Genomic DNA, 16,812 nt, shown 5'->3' on the forward strand with positions numbered 1-16,812 from the left:
CTCCTGATTACAAAACGAAAGATTAAAACCGCGTGCTTTTCAGAAATTCAGCCAGACGCGGTGATTGCGGGCGTTCGAACAGCTCCTTGGGAGGCCCCTGCTCTTCGATTCGCCCCTGATTCATGAAAACGATCTTGTCCGAGACCTCAAACGCAAAACGCATCTCGTGGGTCACCAGCAGCATGGTCATGCCGTCTTCGGCCAGGCCCTTGATCACGTTGAGTACTTCGCCGACCAGCTCCGGGTCGAGGGCTGAAGTCACTTCGTCGAACAGCATCAGGCTCGGGTTCATCGCGATAGCACGGGCAATCGCCACGCGCTGCTGCTGACCACCGGACAACTGGCCGGGGAAGTGATTGCGCCGCTCCAGTAAACCGACGCGCTCCAGCCATTTTTCGGCCAGCACTACGGCTTCGTCTTTGTGCATCTTCTTCACCTTGAGCAGGCCCAGGGTGACGTTTTGCAACGCGGTCAGATGCGGGAACAGATTGAATTGCTGGAACGCCATGCCGGTCATTGCGCGATGGCGGGCAATCACTTTTTCAGCGTGCCTGATGCGTTTGCCGTTGGTTTCGTCATAGCCGATCGATTCGCCGTCGAGCAGGATCTGCCCGCCCTGAAACTCTTCGAGCATGTTCACGCAGCGCAGCAGCGTGGTTTTACCCGAACCGCTGGAGCCGATCAGCGTGACCACGTTGCCGCGCTGCATGCTCAAGTCGACCCCCTTAAGGACTTCGACCGCACCGTACTGCTTGTGCAAACCACGGATGTCCAGCAGCGGCTGGCCGTTTTGAACGTTGGAAACTTGAGCTTCAGTCATGGCAAGGCCACCCGCTTTTCAATGTGCCGGCCGAGTAATTCGATGCCGTAGTTGATGACGAAGAACAGAAAACCGGCGAACAGGTAAAACTCCAGGGTCATGAAGTTTCGGGCGATGATCTGTTGGGTGCTGAGGAGCAATTCGGCGACGCCGATCACTGAGAGCAAGGTCGAGGCCTTGACGATTTCGGTGGATGAGTTGACCCAGGTCGGCAGGATCTGCCGCAGTGCCTGAGGCAACAACACGTAGCCGAGGGATTGGTAGAACGTCAGGCCGATGGCCTGGCTCGCTTCCATCTGTCCGCGGGGCAAGGCTTGCAGCGCGCCACGGACAATTTCAGCGACGTGAGAGCCACAAAACAGCGTCAAGCCCAAGGCGCCGGCCTGGAACGCGCTGATCTGCCAGCCGAGCGCCGGCGCCATGTAGAAGCAGGCCAGCACCAGCACAAACACCGGCGTGCCACGAATCAGATCGACGTAAAAACGAAACGGCGCGCGCATCCAGAATTTGCCGTAGGTCAGCACCAGACCGGCGACCACGCCAAGCATCGTGCCGAGCAGAATTGCCAGCGCCGACACTTGCACACTGGTCAGGAAGCCCTGCCACAGCGGTTCGCGCGCGATCCACAATTCATGTAACCAACTGGGAGATTCGTACATCGCAGCCTCCTATCGGCGGATTGCCAAACGCTGCTCCAGGTATCGCAGCAGCATGGCAATGAGGTAACAGGCCGCGACATACAACGCCGTGGTCACCAGCCAGGTTTCAATCACCCGGTAGCTTTCGACGTTGATCTTGCGCGCGTAATAGGTCAGCTCCGGCACCGCAATCGCGGCGGCCAGCGAGGTGTCCTTGAACAGCGAGATGAAGTTGTTCGACAACGCCGGTAAAACATTGCGCAGCATCACCGGCACGGTGACATAGGCCTTGACCTGCCACTCGCCAAGACCGATCGCCAGTCCGGCTTCGCGCTGCCCTTTGGGAATGCTCAGCAAACCGCCGCGGAACACTTCAGTCAGATATGCGCCGGCATACAGCGACAACGTAATGATGAACGAAGGGATCTTGTCCAGACGGATCCCAAGGCTCGGCAGTGCAAAGTAGATCAACAGAATCAACACCAGAATCGGCGTGTTACGCACCACCGTGACGTACACCGAAGCCAGCACCCGCAGGGCGCGATGCTTTGACAGCAGCGCAAACGCCATCAGCAGGCCGATCACGCAGCCGATGGCGATCGACACCAGTGCCAGTTCGAGGCCCAGACCGAGCCCCGCCAGCAAGGTGTCGAAATCGCGCCACACGGCGGCAAAGTTCAACTGATAGTTCATAGTCAGCAGTACCTTGAGCGGGGCGACGTGAATCGCCCCACTCTCACGGGATCATTTGAATTCGACTGGGAAACCGATGGCGGGCGACGGCAGATCTACGCCGAACCATTGCTTGAACGACGCCGCGTAAGTCGGGAATTCAACACCGGTCATGGCCTCATGCAACGCGGTGTTGACGAAATTCAACCAATCCTGATCGCCGCGTTTAACCGCACACGCGTAGGTTTGCGGGCTCCAGGCATAGGTCGGACTGCGGTAGCGGCCAGGGTTCTGCACCATCAGGTATTTGACCGAGGACTGGTCGGTGGCGGCGGCATCGGCGCGGCCGGAGTTCACCGCCTGATACATCAAGTCGACGCTGTCGTACTGATCGACCTTGGCTTTGGGCAGTGCCTGGTGCACCAGTTCTTCGGCGTAGACGTTCTGCAGCACCGCCACGGTGACGCTGTCGCCAGCGCCTTGCAGGTCTTCGATTTCCTTGTACTTGCTGTTGTTCGGCAGCAACAGGCCGACGCCTTCGCGGTAGTACGGCAGCGTGAATGCGACTTGCTGCGCACGACTGGCGGTGACGGTGATGAACTGGCAGCTCATGTCGACCTTGTCGGTCAGCAGATTGGGAATCCGCGCATCGGACGACTGCACCACGAACTCGACCTTGCTCGGATCGTTGAACAGACCTTTGGCGACGATCCGCGCAATGTCGATATCAAAACCCTGCAACTTGCCGTCCGCGCCCTGGAAATGCCACGGCGCATTGGTGCTGCCGGTGCCGACAATCAATTTCCCCCGGGCCAGCACACTGTCGAGCTTGCCGTCGGCTGCCTGGGCCATACCCATGACAGCGGACGAAGCCGCGAAAACAAAAACACACGCTTTGAACAACGAAGGACGGCGATGCATGGCAAGCACTCCAGATTTGTGTTTATTCCGCTATACCGGAACACGGTTTGTTACTACGGAATAGACAGCAGAAAGTGTGCCACAGGATTCAGTCAGAATCTGCAATGGATTGAAATGTTTCTGGAATCAATGGGATGCAGCAAGCAGGGAAGTTATCGCGAGACGCAACTTGGATTGAAGGCGCTACTGTGGGCTACACACCGCGAGTAGGAGGTTCCCATTTGGGGCTTGGGTGATCCGGTTCGGTGCAAACCATAGAGACATGGATTCAGCTTTTAAAAGCAATTCAGCGTTTGGCGGCTTCTTTATAAACGTCGCGCCGTTCTCGTTTACCGACAGCTATAACGGTGACGATAAGGATTTCATCCTTGACACTCCACTTCATAAGTCATCTATCGAGACCTTGATAGTCGGGTCATTTTCCCGCTCCTTGCAGAGCGCTATCAACTCCAGGTCCTCCAGGCGCGCCATCATCGTCTCGTACTCTTTGGCGGGTACACAGTAAAACGCTGGCTCATTTCGGTTGAGAATCGCGACTGACTGCCCACCCCCAGCGGCGACGGTTCCCATCGGGTTTTTTTTCAATTCGGAAATACTCGCAACTACGTGAGAAAGAATGATGTGTGCCATGACGGTACTCCTTAAGGGGCTTTGAGTGGCACCCAAAATAGCACTCCAAACGAGTCATGACTCCAATGCGACTGAAGATATCATGCGTTCTTTTCCGACGTTTCTGTCTTGCTCGTCGGGTAGCTCTCGTAAATTCGTAGGAAAAAACTCACGGTTTTTACGCGCACCTGTAATTTCTGACAGTAGACCTTCTTGCCCCCTCTCCTTTAACGTCATTGAACCTACAAGGTCATTGAAAAGGAGATTTCAATGAAAGCCATCGCATCGAATACCGATCTGGCTCCGGTTTATTGCAAAGCCCTGAAAACCTGGCGCCCAGTGATTCTTTATTTCGCCAACGAACACTGCCCGGCCTGCGAATGGGCCGGGCCGATCTTTCGTCAGACAGCCGAGCCGTACCGGCAGCGCGCCGACATTTATATGCTCAACACCAGCGAGTCGCCCCGCCATCCGCAAGTGACCGGCACGCCGACAGTGCTGTTCTACAAGAACGGCAGGCTGGTGAAAAAGCTCAAAGGCATCGGCACCGAAGAAACGCTTGCACGGGATTTCGCCGAGCATATCGGCAGGACCAAAGCCCCCTCCGCCCCCCGCAAACCCTCGCATGATCTGACCTGGCTTCGGCAGACCCTGCGCACCCTCTGTACGATCCCACGCGCAAGCCGATGGGACTTTTCCTGAAGTTGCCATCCAAAAAGCCATCAACTGATGGCACTTTCTTCCTGAATCATCGGTAACAAACAAGCCCCAAACCTGATTGGACAAGCTCCCATCCGGCTGCTTTTCTTTATTTCTCAGTAAGAGAACACGCGAACGGCGTTTCGCCCCAGCGTTGCAAAGTCCAGGAGGGGGTCAATGTCTTTTAAAGTCATGATGGTTTTCGGTACTCGCCCGGAGGCCATCAAAATGGCCCCGCTCGCTCGGGTTCTGCGTCACTGGCCTGACATCCAACTGAACATCTGCTCCACCGGCCAGCATCGCGAGATGCTCACTCAGGTGCTGGACGCCTTCGAGCTGACGGTGGATGAAGACCTGCACGTGATGACCCAGGGCCAGACCCTCAACGGTTTGTCGCAGCATTTGCTGGCACAGCTTGATCAGGCCTACGAAAGGGTCAAACCGGATATCGTGCTGGTCCACGGTGACACCACCACCAGCTTCATCGCCGCCCTCGCCGCGTTCAATCGGCAACTGCCCATCGGCCACGTTGAAGCCGGCCTGCGCACCGGCAATCTGCGCGCACCGTGGCCTGAAGAGGCCAATCGACGCCTGACCGGCGTCATCGCCGACCTGCACTTCCCACCGACATCGAAATCCGCCGCCAATCTGCTGCGCGAAGGCGTGCCCGAAGACAACATCGAAATCACCGGCAACACGGTGATCGATGCCTTGTTGTGGATGCGTGCCCACCAGCAACAAACCGATTGGCAGCCAGCAGCTGATTCACCTTTGGCAGTGCTTGATGATCAGCGCAGGATGATTCTGGTCACCAGCCATCGTCGGGAAAACCTCGGCGATGGTTTTCAGAATATTTGTCAGGCCTTGGCAGAACTCGCCGAGCGTTACCCGGACGTGCAATTCGTTTATCCGGTACACCTCAATCCGCTGGTGCAGGAGGTGGTGTACGGCATGCTCGCCAACAAACCCAACATCTATCTGGTCGCACCACAGGATTATCCGAATTTCGTCTGGCTCATGGGCCGTGCGCACTTCATCCTCACCGACTCCGGCGGCGTGCAGGAAGAAGCCCCCGCCATCGGCAAACCGCTGCTGGTGTTGCGCGACGTCACCGAACGGCCCTCGGTGCTGGAAAGCGGCACCATGCTGCTGGTCGGCACCGACAAGGCCCGCATCATCAAGGAAGCCGCGCAACTGCTCGACGACGAAGAGACCTATACGCGCATGAGCCGTGTGCATTTCCCTTATGGCGATGGTCACGCCAGCGAATTGATTGCCTCCCGCCTGCACGCCTGGTTGAGCGCACGCTCGGCGGCGGGTAACGGGGTATGAGTCTGGGTTGGGTCGATTTCTTTGCGTATGTGTTGTTTGCTCTCAAATATGTGGCGATTGTCCTCGCCTTGTTGATGTTCATCCTGGGTCTGGATGACCTGTTCATCGACCTTGTGTACTGGGGCCGCAGGCTGATCCGGCGCTGGCGAATCTACGAAAAATTCGAGCGCGCCGATGAGGAGCGTCTGTACGCGATCCCGGAAAAACCGCTGGCGATCATGGTCCCGGCATGGAATGAAGTCGGTGTGGTCGGCGAAATGGCGCGCCTTGCTGCCTCGACCATCGACTATGAGAACTATCAGATTTTTGTCGGCACCTACCCCAACGACGGCGAAACTCAAGCCGACGTCGATGCGGTTTGCCAGCATTACCCCAACGTGCACAAAGTGGTCTGCGCCCGCCCTGGCCCGACCAGCAAGGCCGACTGCCTGAACAACATCATCGACGCGATCCTGCGCTTTGAAAGCGAGGCAAAAATCCAGTTCGCCGGGTTCATCCTGCACGACGCCGAAGACGTGATTTCGCCGATGGAATTGCGTCTGTACAACTATCTTCTGCCTAACAAGGACCTGATCCAGATCCCGGTCTACCCCTATGCACCGGAATGGAAAGGCTTCACTGCCGGTCACTATGTCGATGAGTTCGCCGAGAACCACGGCAAGGACGTCATCGTCCGCGAGGCCTTGACCGGTCAGGTGCCCAGCGCCGGCGTCGGCACCTGCTTCAGCCGCAAGGCCATCAGCGCCCTGCTCGAAGACGGCGACGGTATCGCTTTCGATGTACAGAGTCTCACCGAAGACTACGACATCGGCTTCCGCCTCAAGCAGAAAGGCATGAAGTGCATTTTCGCCCGCTACTCGGTCAGCAATCCGAAACTGGCGCTGGAGCAACCGTGGGTGTTCGGCATGAACCGCGAGTTCTCCCAAGTGATCTGTGTCCGTGAACATTTTCCTCGGGATTTGCAGCACGCGATCCGCCAGAAATCGCGCTGGATCGTCGGCATCGTGTTTCAGGGCACCAAGAACCTTGGCTGGAGCCGCAAGGGCCTGCTCAACTATTTCCTCTGGCGCGACCGACGCGGCCTGATCGCCTACATGCTGAGCTTCCTCGTCAACCTGCTGCTCGTAGTCTTGATGGTCATGTGGCTGGTCACGGTGATTTCCCCCGAGTCCTGGCGCTATCCGTCGATTCTTTCCGACAGCTCTCTGCTACCGGTATTGCTCTGGCTGAACGGTTTCATGCTGCTCAACCGCCTGTTCCAGCGCGGCTGGTTCGTCACCCGTTATTACGGACTGGGCGAGGGCCTGCTGTCGGCACCACGAATGATGTGGAGCAACTTCGTGAACTTCTTCGCCAATCTGCGCGCGCTTAAACAGGTCATGGAAATGGGCGACTCCCGCCGCGTGGCGTGGGACAAGACCACCCATGAGTTCCCCGCCCTGACCAAAGCCCAACGCACACCGCTGGGCCATCGTCTGGTGGAAAAAGGCTTGCTGACCGAGGAACAACTGGAAGCGGCGATCACCAGTCCGGTACGTCGACGTCTGGGACGTGAATTGTTGTTGCGCGAGTACATCGACAGTACGCAACTGGTGCAGGCGCTGGCTGAACAACTCGACCTGGAGTGGGCGCCGCTCAATCCATTCAAACTCGACAAACGCCTGATTGATGCCGTGCCGCGCCGCGTGGCCTCGCACTATGGCGTGCTGCCGGTCGCTGAAGATGGCGAAACCCTCGTGCTGGCGTCGGAAGGCCCGGTCAGTCAGGTGTCGCTCGGCGCGATCAGCCGTCAATTGAAACGCCCGGTACGCTGCCGACTGGCACCGCAGGGCCGGGTGACTTTGGGGATTCGTCACTGGTACGCGAGCCCCCGTCAGAATGCGCAAGTGCGTCATATGCTTGAAGTGCTGGAGCGTCACCAGGACGATGAAGCCTTGCTGGAACGCGTCAGCCGCCATCAGGTGTTGCTGGGCAATTTGCTGCAGGTACGCGGGATGGTGCCCCCCACCCTGTTCAATCAGGCGTTGATCGACTTCGACGCCGAGAAGATGTCGCTCGGCGAACACCTGATCTCCCGGGGCATGATCACCCAGGAAGTACTCGATCAGGCACTGGCCGACCAGGCCAGCGAACAACAAGCCGCCTACCGCATCGTCCGGGAGGTCGCATGAGGCCTGTTCAGCGTCACACCCTGTTGCTGGGCAGCCTGTTGCTCGGCCTGAGCACAGCGTACCCATTGCAAGCCGCACCGCTGAGTGATTTCGAGCAGTTTCGCAGCTATCCCTACATGGATCGCAGCTATCGCGAGGCGAAAAAGGGCAACTGGAAAGAAGTTGAACGCTTGATGCGGCACTTGCTGGAGAAGGTGCCGAAAAACGATGAGGCAAGGGCCTTGCTCGTCGAGTCATTGGCCAAACAGCGTCGCTACAAGGATGCGATTCAGGCATTGCCAAAGGACAACAGTGAAGCAGTGCTCGACTTGCGTCTGACCTGGATCGAGCAGGATCCGCCGAGCAGCACGCAAGTCGAACAATGGATGGCCACCAGCGACCTCAACGACCGCGTACGGCTTTGGCAGGCTTACAGCTTGAGCCTGGCCAAGTTCGGCGGTGCGGCCAAGGCCCACGACTGGCTGGCGCAACTTTCGCCCAAGGGCGATGAAAACATTCTGCGTCTGGCCCGCGCCAACTGGTCGGAACAATTGCGCGACTGGAGCGGCACCATCGGCGAACTGGCGCCGCTTGCGGCCCGCAAACAGCTGGACGCCGAAGGCTGGCAGCGGCTGGCCAATGCCTACGTGCAACGTCTCGATGAAAAACCCTTGCAACAGCTGTTGCAGCAGGCACCTGACCCGCAAGCGGCGCGCAAGGTGCGTCTGGCGATGGTCGATCGCGCCATCGCCATGGGCCACGACCAACAGGCGCAGCGCTGGCTGCAATCGCTGCCCGCCGCCGACCTGGCCGACCCGGCGCAACGCCAGCGCCTGTGGGAACTGGCGCGGCAAACCGACGACGTCCCCACCGTGCAACGTCTGAGCAACGATTTACAGCGTCCGTGCCTGGAAACCACCGAGTGGCTATCGCGCCATGACCCCGAAGCCGCTTTGACGCAACTACGCCAGTGCCAGCCATCAGAGGATCCGCAAGCCTGGCTGGTTCTCGCTCAGCGCCTGCAAGCGACGGACTTGCTGCAGAGCACGCGTTTGCCCGAGCCGTGGGACAGTCGTCGCCAGGCGCAACTGGTCGATGTCTGGCAGGAACAGGGCGAGAGCAGCAAAGTCATGGTCTGGCTCGCGGGCCAGACGCAGACCCCGGCGGTGGTCAAGCGCAGGGCCGAACTGGCCCAACGCATGGGGCGCCGTACGGAAGAGCAAACGCTGTGGGAATACCACTATCGGCAAACCGGCAACCTGGCGTCACTGAATCAGGCCAGTTTCCTCGCACTGCAAAGCGGTGATCGCGCCCACGCCCGGCAACTGCTGGAAAATGCTTATGACCGTCACGGCGCGCGCCTGCCGCCTGTAGCTCTGCAACGTTTGGCGGGGCTTTACGCGTCGTCGAAAGACATCACGCCCGCGCAACAACGGCGTATGGCCTCTTTGATCAGTCATATCGACGGTGCTACCCGTGGCCAACTGCTCGCACAACTCGCCGAAACCGGGCAATGCGATGCGGTACAACAAGCCATCGGCAGTCACCCGCAAGCGGCTGGCGACTATCGCGCCCTCGCCCGCTGTGCGATGCCTGATCGTCCCGGCGAAGCCGTGGTGTATTACCAGCAGGCAGAAAAACTGGGCGATCGCAGCAGTCGCTTGCCGTTGGCCTATGCGCTGGAGGCGGCGGGCGACTCCACCGGCGCACTGGCCATCTGGCGCAGCATTCCGGCCGCCGAACTCACCGACAATGCACGCCTGACTGCAAGCCGAAGTGCATTGAATGCCGGTGACAATCAAGCGGCCGAGCGCTTCTGGCAACAAAGCAGCACTCGCGGCGCCAATGAATGGTCGCTTGGCGCGGCCATCGCCGACGCTCGCGGCAATCATGCCGAGGCGCTGCAACGGCAACGCCGAGCCTTGCAAATCGCTCCGGACGCCGGGCATTTTTATGCCGCTTCGGTTTCCGCGCAAAAGGCTGGCGACCTGGCGCAAAGCAATGCCTGGCTTGCCGAAGCGGTGCGCCGCGATCCAGCCAATCCGCGTTATCGCGCCGACTACGGCATGCGCCTGTCCGGTGCGCCAAGCCGCGAAGAACGCGCAACGGCCATTCCCTATCTGCAACAGGCGACCCGCGATTTTCCCGAGGACTATCACCTTGGCGAAACCCTGGCCTGGCGTTACGACGAAATCGAGGACAGTGCCTCGGCACGTAAAGAGCTGCGTCGGGTTATCGATCTGGAACAGAACCCGGTGGCCGCCGACGATGAGGACGGCAGCATGGAGGCCCGGCGTTATCGTCAGCGCCGCGCCCATGAAACGCTGTCCCGGCGCGACAATTTTACTATCGCCAGTACCTGGTCACCCGCCGGCGTATCGACTAACGACTTTCTGCGTGACGACGACAGCCAGGGTTCAAATCGCAGCCCCAACTCGCAAAACGTCCAGGTTGCGATGTGGGATCACGCTCTGGGTGAGGAACCAAGCCGCGCTGGCAGCTCGCTTTCGGTTTATGGTCGCGTGTTGCTCGGCGGGCAAAGCCGCACCCGCTACGCCGAATCCGTGGCGGCAGGCGTGGGCTTGCGTTACAAGCCGTGGGGTACGCAAAACATCAACTTCTACGGCGAGATCTACAAGCAAAGCCAGTTCGACGACAAGGACAACCACGGCCTGAGCCTCGGCCAGTTGATCAATCCCGACAAACTCTCGGACCAACTCGATGACCACCGCCAGGACGGCCACACCACTACCGACTACCTGCTGCGCGCCACCGCGTCGTTCCTCGATCAGGGCAAATACCGCAACGACTGGCGCGTTGACGAAAGCGAATGGGATGAGCGCTTCCTCTACCTCGACGCTGCATGGTGGACCAAGGCTGGCGATCACCAATGGCTGTCCCGTTTCCAGCAAGGTCATACCTGGAAGCTGCCGTTAAATGGCGCGCAGACCATCATGCCGTATGGTTTCCTCGAGTTCGCCAGCCAGGATCCGAGCAACGATTGGCGGCAAGACCTGCGCACCGGTGTCGGCCTGCGATGGCAGTGGTGGTACGACGATGATCGCTACAACGCCTACCGTTCTAAACTGACGGTGCGCACCGAATATCAACAGTCCCTGGGCGGCAATCTGTATGAAGGTGGCAACGGTGTGCTGCTGGGCGTGGAGTGGAATTTCTGATGGCGCGCTGGATGCTGTGTTTCTGCCTGATGTTTGGCTCACTCTTCGCACGAGCCGATGAGCGTGTGTTCTATCAACCGCTGAATGTCGATGCCAGCCTCAGTCAGGCGCAGTGGCAGAAAATCTGGCAGGACACCGCCAGACAGGGCGCGCGAACCCTGATTGTGCAATGGACCGCCTATGGCGACTCCAATTTCGGCGGCGCCAACGGCTGGCTCGCCAACAGCCTCAAGCTCGCCCAACAGCAAGGTTTGCAATTGGTGTTGGGATTGAAGATGGACCCGGCCTATTACCAACGCATCGACGAACTGGACAGCGCCGCCCTCGGCAAATATTGGCAAGCGCAATTGGGTCAGTCGCTGGCTCAGCAGCGCCGACTGCGCGAAGACTGGAAACTCACGGTACAAGGCTGGTACTTGCCGCTGGAGCTGGATGACTTCCACTTTCTCGCGGCGGACCGTCGTATGACGCTGCAAAAGCAGCTCAAGGATTTCGCCGCAAAAATCGATGCGCCGCTGCATGTCAGCGCATTCAGTGCTGGCAAACTGGCCCCAACGGTAAACGGGCAGTGGCTGGGCGATTTGAGCGCAATGGGCATTCAGGTGTGGTGGCAGGACGGCGCCGGCACAGGTCGCTTGCCGGTGGTCGTGCGTGACGGTTATGCCAGCGCGCTGCCCTGCTCCGTCGGCATTGTGCGTGAAGCGTTTCGTCAGGTCAGCCGTGAAGGCCAGCCCTTCCACGCCGAACCCGTCGCCCCGGATGCGACATCGACCGGGTGTCATCCCGGCGCAGTGTTTTCACTGCGCTATCGTCCATGGGGCCGAGTGATTCTCGACAACCAGCGCAACCATCAGGGCGGCAATGTACAAAACCATTGAAGAGCAGGTACTGAAGAAAACTGCGCCCGCCGAATTGCGGGCGGAGTTCATCCAGCATGAATACGAGCGCATGCAGTCGTTCAGCCTGCTGATCTACATCGTCAGCATTGGCATGTGGCTGTTATTCGACCTGATCGTAAGTTTCCTCGGCGGTCAGGGATTCACTTGGCGCTCGATGATTTTCCTGGCGCTGTTTGCGGTGTTGACCGTGGTGCTGGCCTTCACCCGCAAGGCTCGCCACTTCAATGTCATCACCGTGCTGTTCGTGCTGGGACTGACCGTTGGCATACGTTTTATCGTCAACGGTCTGCCACCCGCCGTACACAGTTCCTGGCTGGTGCTCGCGGCCGCCAGCATGCTCTACAGCATCTCGGTGCTGCCGCTGAGTCGCTGGTCATTCTTTGTCGTTCAGGTGCTGATCTGGGTACTGCTCAACCCCTTCATCAATACCACTATCAGCCTGATCGAATTGAGGGGTGTACTGACCGCGTGCTACAGCGTGTTTCTCTGCGCACTGACCATCTACACCTTTCTGAAATTGCGCGAAGCCAAGCTCTACAACTACATCATGTCCAGGCTGCTGCTGGATCAGGCCTATAACGACCCCCTCACGGAAATCCCCAACCGTCGCTCATTCATGACCGTCGCCGAACAACATCTGCACGCCGTGCCTCGTGAGCATGACCATTACCTGGCAATGATCGACATCGACAACTTCAAGAAAGTGAATGACACCTATGGCCACGACATCGGCGATGAGGTGTTGAAGCGCATTGCCGCCGATATCAAAACCGTCATGCTGCCGTTCGATTACGCCCGGCTGGGCGGTGAAGAGTTTGCGATTTATCTGGCCGGCGTGCGGCGCGAAGACGTTGAAGCCCTCGCGACCGAACTGTGCCGATTGGTGCGCGAGCAACCCACACGGCACCCAGTGACCATCAGCATCGGCTTGACCTGCGTGGAGGACAACGACACGTTGAACCAGGCGCTGATCAAGGCGGATGCGGCACTGTATGAGTCAAAGCATACCGGCAAGGATCGGTACACTTTTCATCAGTAGATTTAGCTGGCTTCGGTATTACGCGGCCTCGGGAACCAACAACACCCGCGTCACCCGCCGCTCCTCAACCGCCAGAACGGTCATTTGCCAACCTTCATGCGTCAGACAATCACCTTTCATCGGCAAGCGGTCCAGCAGGCTCATCACCAACCCGGCCATGGTCTGGTAATCCTCGGTCGGCTCAGCGCCAAAACCGGTGCGCTGGCGAACCCGCGTCAGGTTCAATGCACCGCTGACCATAAATCCGCCCTGCTCTTCGACGACGTCCGGGCCTTCGATTTCACTGGCATCGGGTAGCTCACCGGCAATCGATTCAAGGATGTCGGTCATGGTCAACACACCGACAAAATCACCGAATTCATTGACCACGAAGGCGATGTGCGTCGACGCACCGCGCATTTGCTCCAGCGCGTTCAGAATCGAGTAGCTGTCGAGCAGATTGACGGTCTTGCGGGCCAAATGCTCCAGATTCGGTTCATTACCGGCCAAGTATTCCTTGAGCAATTCTTTCTTGTGCACGAAACCCAAGGGTTCATCCACCGCACCGTCACGAATCAACGGCAGGCGCGAGTAGGACGAATGCATCAACTTCGTACGAATCGCCTCCGCGTCATCAGCCAGATCGATGCTGTCGACATCGGCGCGCACGGTCATCAGGGCGCGGATCGGGCGCTCCGCCAGTTGCAGCACGCCACTGATCATCACTCGTTCGCGGCGATCAAACAGCTCGGCAGTCGGTGCCTCGCCATCATCCAGCAGGTCGGAAATCTCCTCGCCAACCTCTTCCACCGCCAACTTGCGCCCACCGAGCAAGCGCATGACCGCGTGGGCCGTGCGCTCGCGCATCGGGCGCAGGCCCTGCATCGAACGCTTGCGTCGGGCGCGGGCAATCTGGTTGAACACCTCGATCAGGATCGAGAAACCGATGGCCGCGTACAGATAACCTTTCGGGATGTGGAAGCCCAAACCTTCAGCGGTCAGGGCAAAACCGATCATCATCAAGAAGCCCAGACACAGCATGATCACCGTCGGGTGGGCGTTGACGAAGCGCGTCAACGGTTTGCTGGCAACGATCATCAGGCCAATGGAAATGATCACCGCGATCATCATCACCGCGAGCTCATCGACCATGCCCACGGCGGTAATCACCGCGTCGAGAGAGAACACTGCATCGAGCACCACGATCTGCGCGACGATCGGCCAGAACAAGGCATACGCGGTATTCGTCGACCGTTCGCCAATGTGACCCTCCAAGCGTTCGTGCAATTCCATCGTTGCTTTGAACAACAGGAACACACCACCGAACAGCATGATCAAGTCACGGCCGGAGAAGCTCTTGTCGAAGACTTCGAACAACGGCTGCGTGAGGGTGACCAGCCAGGAAATGCTCGCCAACAGGCCCAGACGCATAATCAGTGCCAACGACAGGCCGATGATCCGCGCGCGGTCACGTTGATGCGGTGGCAGTTTGTCCGCAAGGATTGCGATGAACACCAGGTTGTCGATACCCAGCACCAGTTCCAGCACGATCAATGTCAACAGGCCTAACCAGGCCGTGGGATCCGCTAACCATTCCATAAAACGTCTCGATCTCTCTTCAGTGAATTCAGGCTGCCGGACACGGCAAAGCGCAACGCGAAGGCTCAAGAGCCGCGTTAACAACGATAGTCGGGTGTCGGAAAACCGGATGCTGCGAGTGCGTCAAGACCGCGCAATGGCGCGTGGGGGAACTACAACTGGGAGGTTCCAAGAGGGTGTTCATGCAAATCCTGAATGAAAAATGGCCTTGGAGCGTACAGGCTTTGGGAACATTTCCTACAGCGGCAAATCATTTCAAAATCTGTATCAAGCTGAAAAGCTTCGCGAGCAGGCTCGCTCTCACAGAAGTCTCAGATGTGAATGTGATGCTTGGTTTGACATCGAACCCTGTGGGAGCGGGCTTGCCCGCGAAGAGGCCCGCTCAGACACCGCAACCTTCAAAGTTCGTCGATATGCCGATAATCCGCCTCGAGCGCCGCCGCCAGTTCCTTGGCCCGCCCTAGTCGAATCGGCCCGCGCTCAATGTCGATCAACAGCCCCGGACAGGCTACTGCCGACATCGCACCGAGATCCTTCAAGCGCCCATCGGTGACCACCAGCAATCGCTGTTGTTCGGCAGGAAAGCGCTTGCGCCGAACCGTCAACCATTGCTGTGCCTGCGCCAGCGCCGCCAGCAACGGTGTGCCGCCACCCGCGCCTAACTGATCAAGCCAGACGAGCAGTCCGCTGGACGCTTTCAAACCCTGCACCTGCCATTTCGGCGTGGTGCCACTGGCGGTCAACAATGCCAACCGCGCACGCTGTCGATAGGCGTCATCGAACAACTGCGCGAGCAAGCCCTTGGCGTCCCTCAAGGCATGATGACGACGAGTCGAAGCCGACGCATCGACGATCACCAGCCACAGTTCATGGGGCGAACGCGTGCGCAATTGGAACAGCAGATCTTCACGCACTCGAGGACGCCCATTGAGCAAGGTGCCCGGCCAGTTCACCGTACCGCTGCGGGCCGCATGGCGTTTGCCCTGACGTCCACCGTCCAGTTGTCCGGCCCGGGGTTTGGCATTCGCCCCCGCTGCGGATCGGGGGCGAATGCTTACGGCTTTTTTGGTAGCGGCCAGCTCGGCACTTCGCGGCGGGCGCCAGTGGCTAAGGCGGGCGCAGGCATGTCGCCCCACTCGCCCTGCCCTTCGCTCGGCTTTGTGGCCTGAGTCTCGGCCGGCGACTGTGCAGACTGTTGCGGAGCCGTTGGCGGTTGCTCACGACGACGATGGCGCAGGGCAAACTCGGCCACGGCGTCGATGTCTTCTTCGCCAATCTCCGCTGCCCCGCGCCATGCCGCGTGGGCACGGGCCGCACGCAGCCAAACCAGATCAGCGCGCAGGCCATCCACCCCGGCAGCAAAACAACGTTCGGTGATCTGTGCCAACGCAGTATCGTCCAGCGCAATGTTGGTCAAGGCCGCGCGAGCGTGTTCACAACGAGTGCGCAAAGCTTGTTGTTCGCCTTGCCATTGCCCACAGAAGCCTTGCGGATCACTGTCGAAATCGAGTCGACGCCGGATGATCTGGCCCCGTTCGATGGGCGCGGTGTGGCCGCTGAGGGCAACGTTCAGACCGAAGCGGTCGAGCAATTGCGGGCGCAATTCGCCTTCTTCCGGGTTCATCGTGCCGATGAGGACGAACTTCGCCGAGTGCCGATGGGAAATACCGTCACGCTCGATCAGGTTGGTGCCGCTGGCGGCGACGTCGAGCAGCAGATCGACCAAGTGATCGGCCAGCAGATTGACCTCGTCGACGTAGAGCACGCCGCCGTCCGCCTTGGCCAGCACACCGGGAGAAAACTGCGCGCGACCTTCGCTCAGTGCGGCATCGAGGTCCAGCGTGCCGACCAGGCGCTCTTCGGTGGCGCCCAACGGCAAGGTGACGAACTGGCCGCTGGCAAGCAGATCGGCCAGGCCTCGGGCCAACGTGGATTTGGCCATGCCGCGCGGGCCTTCGATCAGCACACCGCCGATTTTCGGGTCGATGGCGGTGAGGCACAGAGCAAGTTTCAGGTCATTGGCGCCGACCACGGCGGAGAGCGGGAAATGCGGGGTGTCGGTCATTTGGGTTTTCTCTGTCGTGGTCGTGGGTGTTCTTGGGTGGTGGTGTGTCAGTCGGGGTGGCCCTCACCCTAGCCCTCTCCCAGAGGGAAAGGGAACTGACCGAGGTGTTCTTTCAAGGTACGCCGACCTGAGTTATCGAGTTGACTTCGATTCTGAACAGCACACAAATCGGCTCCCTTTTCCCCTCGCCCCCTTGGGGGAGAGGGCTGGG

Annotated in this window: 14 protein-coding genes; 6 read left to right on the plus strand and 8 right to left on the minus strand. The window is 59.2% G+C overall.

Going from position 1 to position 16,812, the window contains the following annotated elements; all coding sequences use genetic code 11:
* Window positions 1-22 precede the first annotated feature (22 nt).
* From ACIPIZ_RS02655 to ACIPIZ_RS02675, 5 genes are all read right to left on the minus strand, one after another.
* Entirely contained in the window at window positions 23-820 is a 798-nt protein-coding gene (locus ACIPIZ_RS02655; RefSeq protein WP_105708988.1) for an amino acid ABC transporter ATP-binding protein, read from the minus strand.
* Window positions 817-1,479 carry an amino acid ABC transporter permease gene (locus tag ACIPIZ_RS02660; RefSeq protein ID WP_016984341.1) on the minus strand — a complete coding sequence of 221 codons (663 nt, stop codon included), beginning with the start codon at window positions 1,477-1,479 and terminating at the stop codon, window positions 817-819. The genes ACIPIZ_RS02655 and ACIPIZ_RS02660 overlap by 4 nt, the downstream gene beginning before the upstream one ends.
* A 9-nt stretch (window positions 1,480-1,488) precedes the next feature.
* Window positions 1,489-2,151 (minus strand): amino acid ABC transporter permease, encoded by a 663-nt coding sequence (locus ACIPIZ_RS02665; protein ID WP_003225455.1) that lies wholly within the window; start codon window positions 2,149-2,151, stop codon window positions 1,489-1,491.
* Window positions 2,152-2,202: 51 nt separating this feature from the next.
* A complete protein-coding gene (locus tag ACIPIZ_RS02670) occupies window positions 2,203-3,051 on the minus strand; it encodes a transporter substrate-binding domain-containing protein (RefSeq protein ID WP_253483431.1) in 849 nt (282 codons plus the stop codon).
* A gap of 381 nt (window positions 3,052-3,432) precedes the next feature.
* A complete protein-coding gene (locus tag ACIPIZ_RS02675; protein ID WP_122660657.1) occupies window positions 3,433-3,681 on the minus strand; it encodes a type II toxin-antitoxin system Phd/YefM family antitoxin in 249 nt (82 codons plus the stop codon).
* A 249-nt stretch (window positions 3,682-3,930) separates the two neighbouring features.
* Here ACIPIZ_RS02675 and ACIPIZ_RS02680 point away from each other — a divergent pair, with 249 nt between their 5' ends.
* From ACIPIZ_RS02680 to ACIPIZ_RS02705, 6 genes are all read left to right on the plus strand, one after another.
* Window positions 3,931-4,362 (plus strand): co-chaperone YbbN, encoded by a 432-nt coding sequence (locus tag ACIPIZ_RS02680; protein ID WP_105708984.1) that lies wholly within the window; start codon window positions 3,931-3,933, stop codon window positions 4,360-4,362.
* A gap of 174 nt (window positions 4,363-4,536) precedes the next feature.
* Window positions 4,537-5,691 (plus strand): non-hydrolyzing UDP-N-acetylglucosamine 2-epimerase, encoded by a 1,155-nt coding sequence (gene wecB, locus ACIPIZ_RS02685; protein WP_064390267.1) that lies wholly within the window; start codon window positions 4,537-4,539, stop codon window positions 5,689-5,691.
* On the plus strand, window positions 5,688-7,862 hold the full coding sequence (gene nrfB / locus ACIPIZ_RS02690; protein ID WP_401163811.1) for a cyclic di-3',5'-guanylate-activated glycosyltransferase NrfB: 2,175 nt from the start codon (window positions 5,688-5,690) through the stop codon (window positions 7,860-7,862). Before wecB ends, nrfB begins: the two co-directional genes overlap by 4 nt.
* The gene (locus ACIPIZ_RS02695) at window positions 7,859-11,020 is read left to right on the plus strand and encodes a phage receptor (protein ID WP_401163812.1); all 3,162 of its coding nucleotides are present in this window, start codon (window positions 7,859-7,861) and stop codon (window positions 11,018-11,020) included. The genes nrfB and ACIPIZ_RS02695 overlap by 4 nt, the downstream gene beginning before the upstream one ends.
* Complete coding sequence (locus ACIPIZ_RS02700) at window positions 11,020-11,898, plus strand: DUF4434 family protein (protein ID WP_401163815.1); 879 nt, start codon at window positions 11,020-11,022, stop codon at window positions 11,896-11,898. Before ACIPIZ_RS02695 ends, ACIPIZ_RS02700 begins: the two co-directional genes overlap by 1 nt.
* Window positions 11,882-12,958, plus strand: coding sequence for a diguanylate cyclase (locus ACIPIZ_RS02705; RefSeq protein ID WP_401163817.1), 1,077 nt, complete (start codon window positions 11,882-11,884; stop codon window positions 12,956-12,958). Before ACIPIZ_RS02700 ends, ACIPIZ_RS02705 begins: the two co-directional genes overlap by 17 nt.
* A gap of 18 nt (window positions 12,959-12,976) precedes the next feature.
* Here the strand turns inward: ACIPIZ_RS02705 and ACIPIZ_RS02710 are convergent, their stop codons facing one another.
* From ACIPIZ_RS02710 to ACIPIZ_RS02720, 3 genes are all read right to left on the minus strand, one after another.
* Window positions 12,977-14,536, minus strand: a complete 1,560-nt coding sequence (locus ACIPIZ_RS02710; RefSeq protein ID WP_401163820.1) for a transporter associated domain-containing protein — start codon at window positions 14,534-14,536, stop codon at window positions 12,977-12,979.
* A gap of 398 nt (window positions 14,537-14,934) precedes the next feature.
* Window positions 14,935-15,672, minus strand: coding sequence for a VWA domain-containing protein (locus tag ACIPIZ_RS02715; RefSeq protein ID WP_401163821.1), 738 nt, complete (start codon window positions 15,670-15,672; stop codon window positions 14,935-14,937).
* Window positions 15,591-16,601 (minus strand): ATP-binding protein, encoded by a 1,011-nt coding sequence (locus tag ACIPIZ_RS02720; protein ID WP_401163823.1) that lies wholly within the window; start codon window positions 16,599-16,601, stop codon window positions 15,591-15,593. The genes ACIPIZ_RS02715 and ACIPIZ_RS02720 overlap by 82 nt, the downstream gene beginning before the upstream one ends.
* Window positions 16,602-16,812 lie beyond the last annotated feature (211 nt).

Origin of the sequence: Pseudomonas sp. NPDC087690, from assembly GCF_044743175.1 — a bacterium.
Lineage (GTDB): Bacteria > Pseudomonadota > Gammaproteobacteria > Pseudomonadales > Pseudomonadaceae > Aquipseudomonas.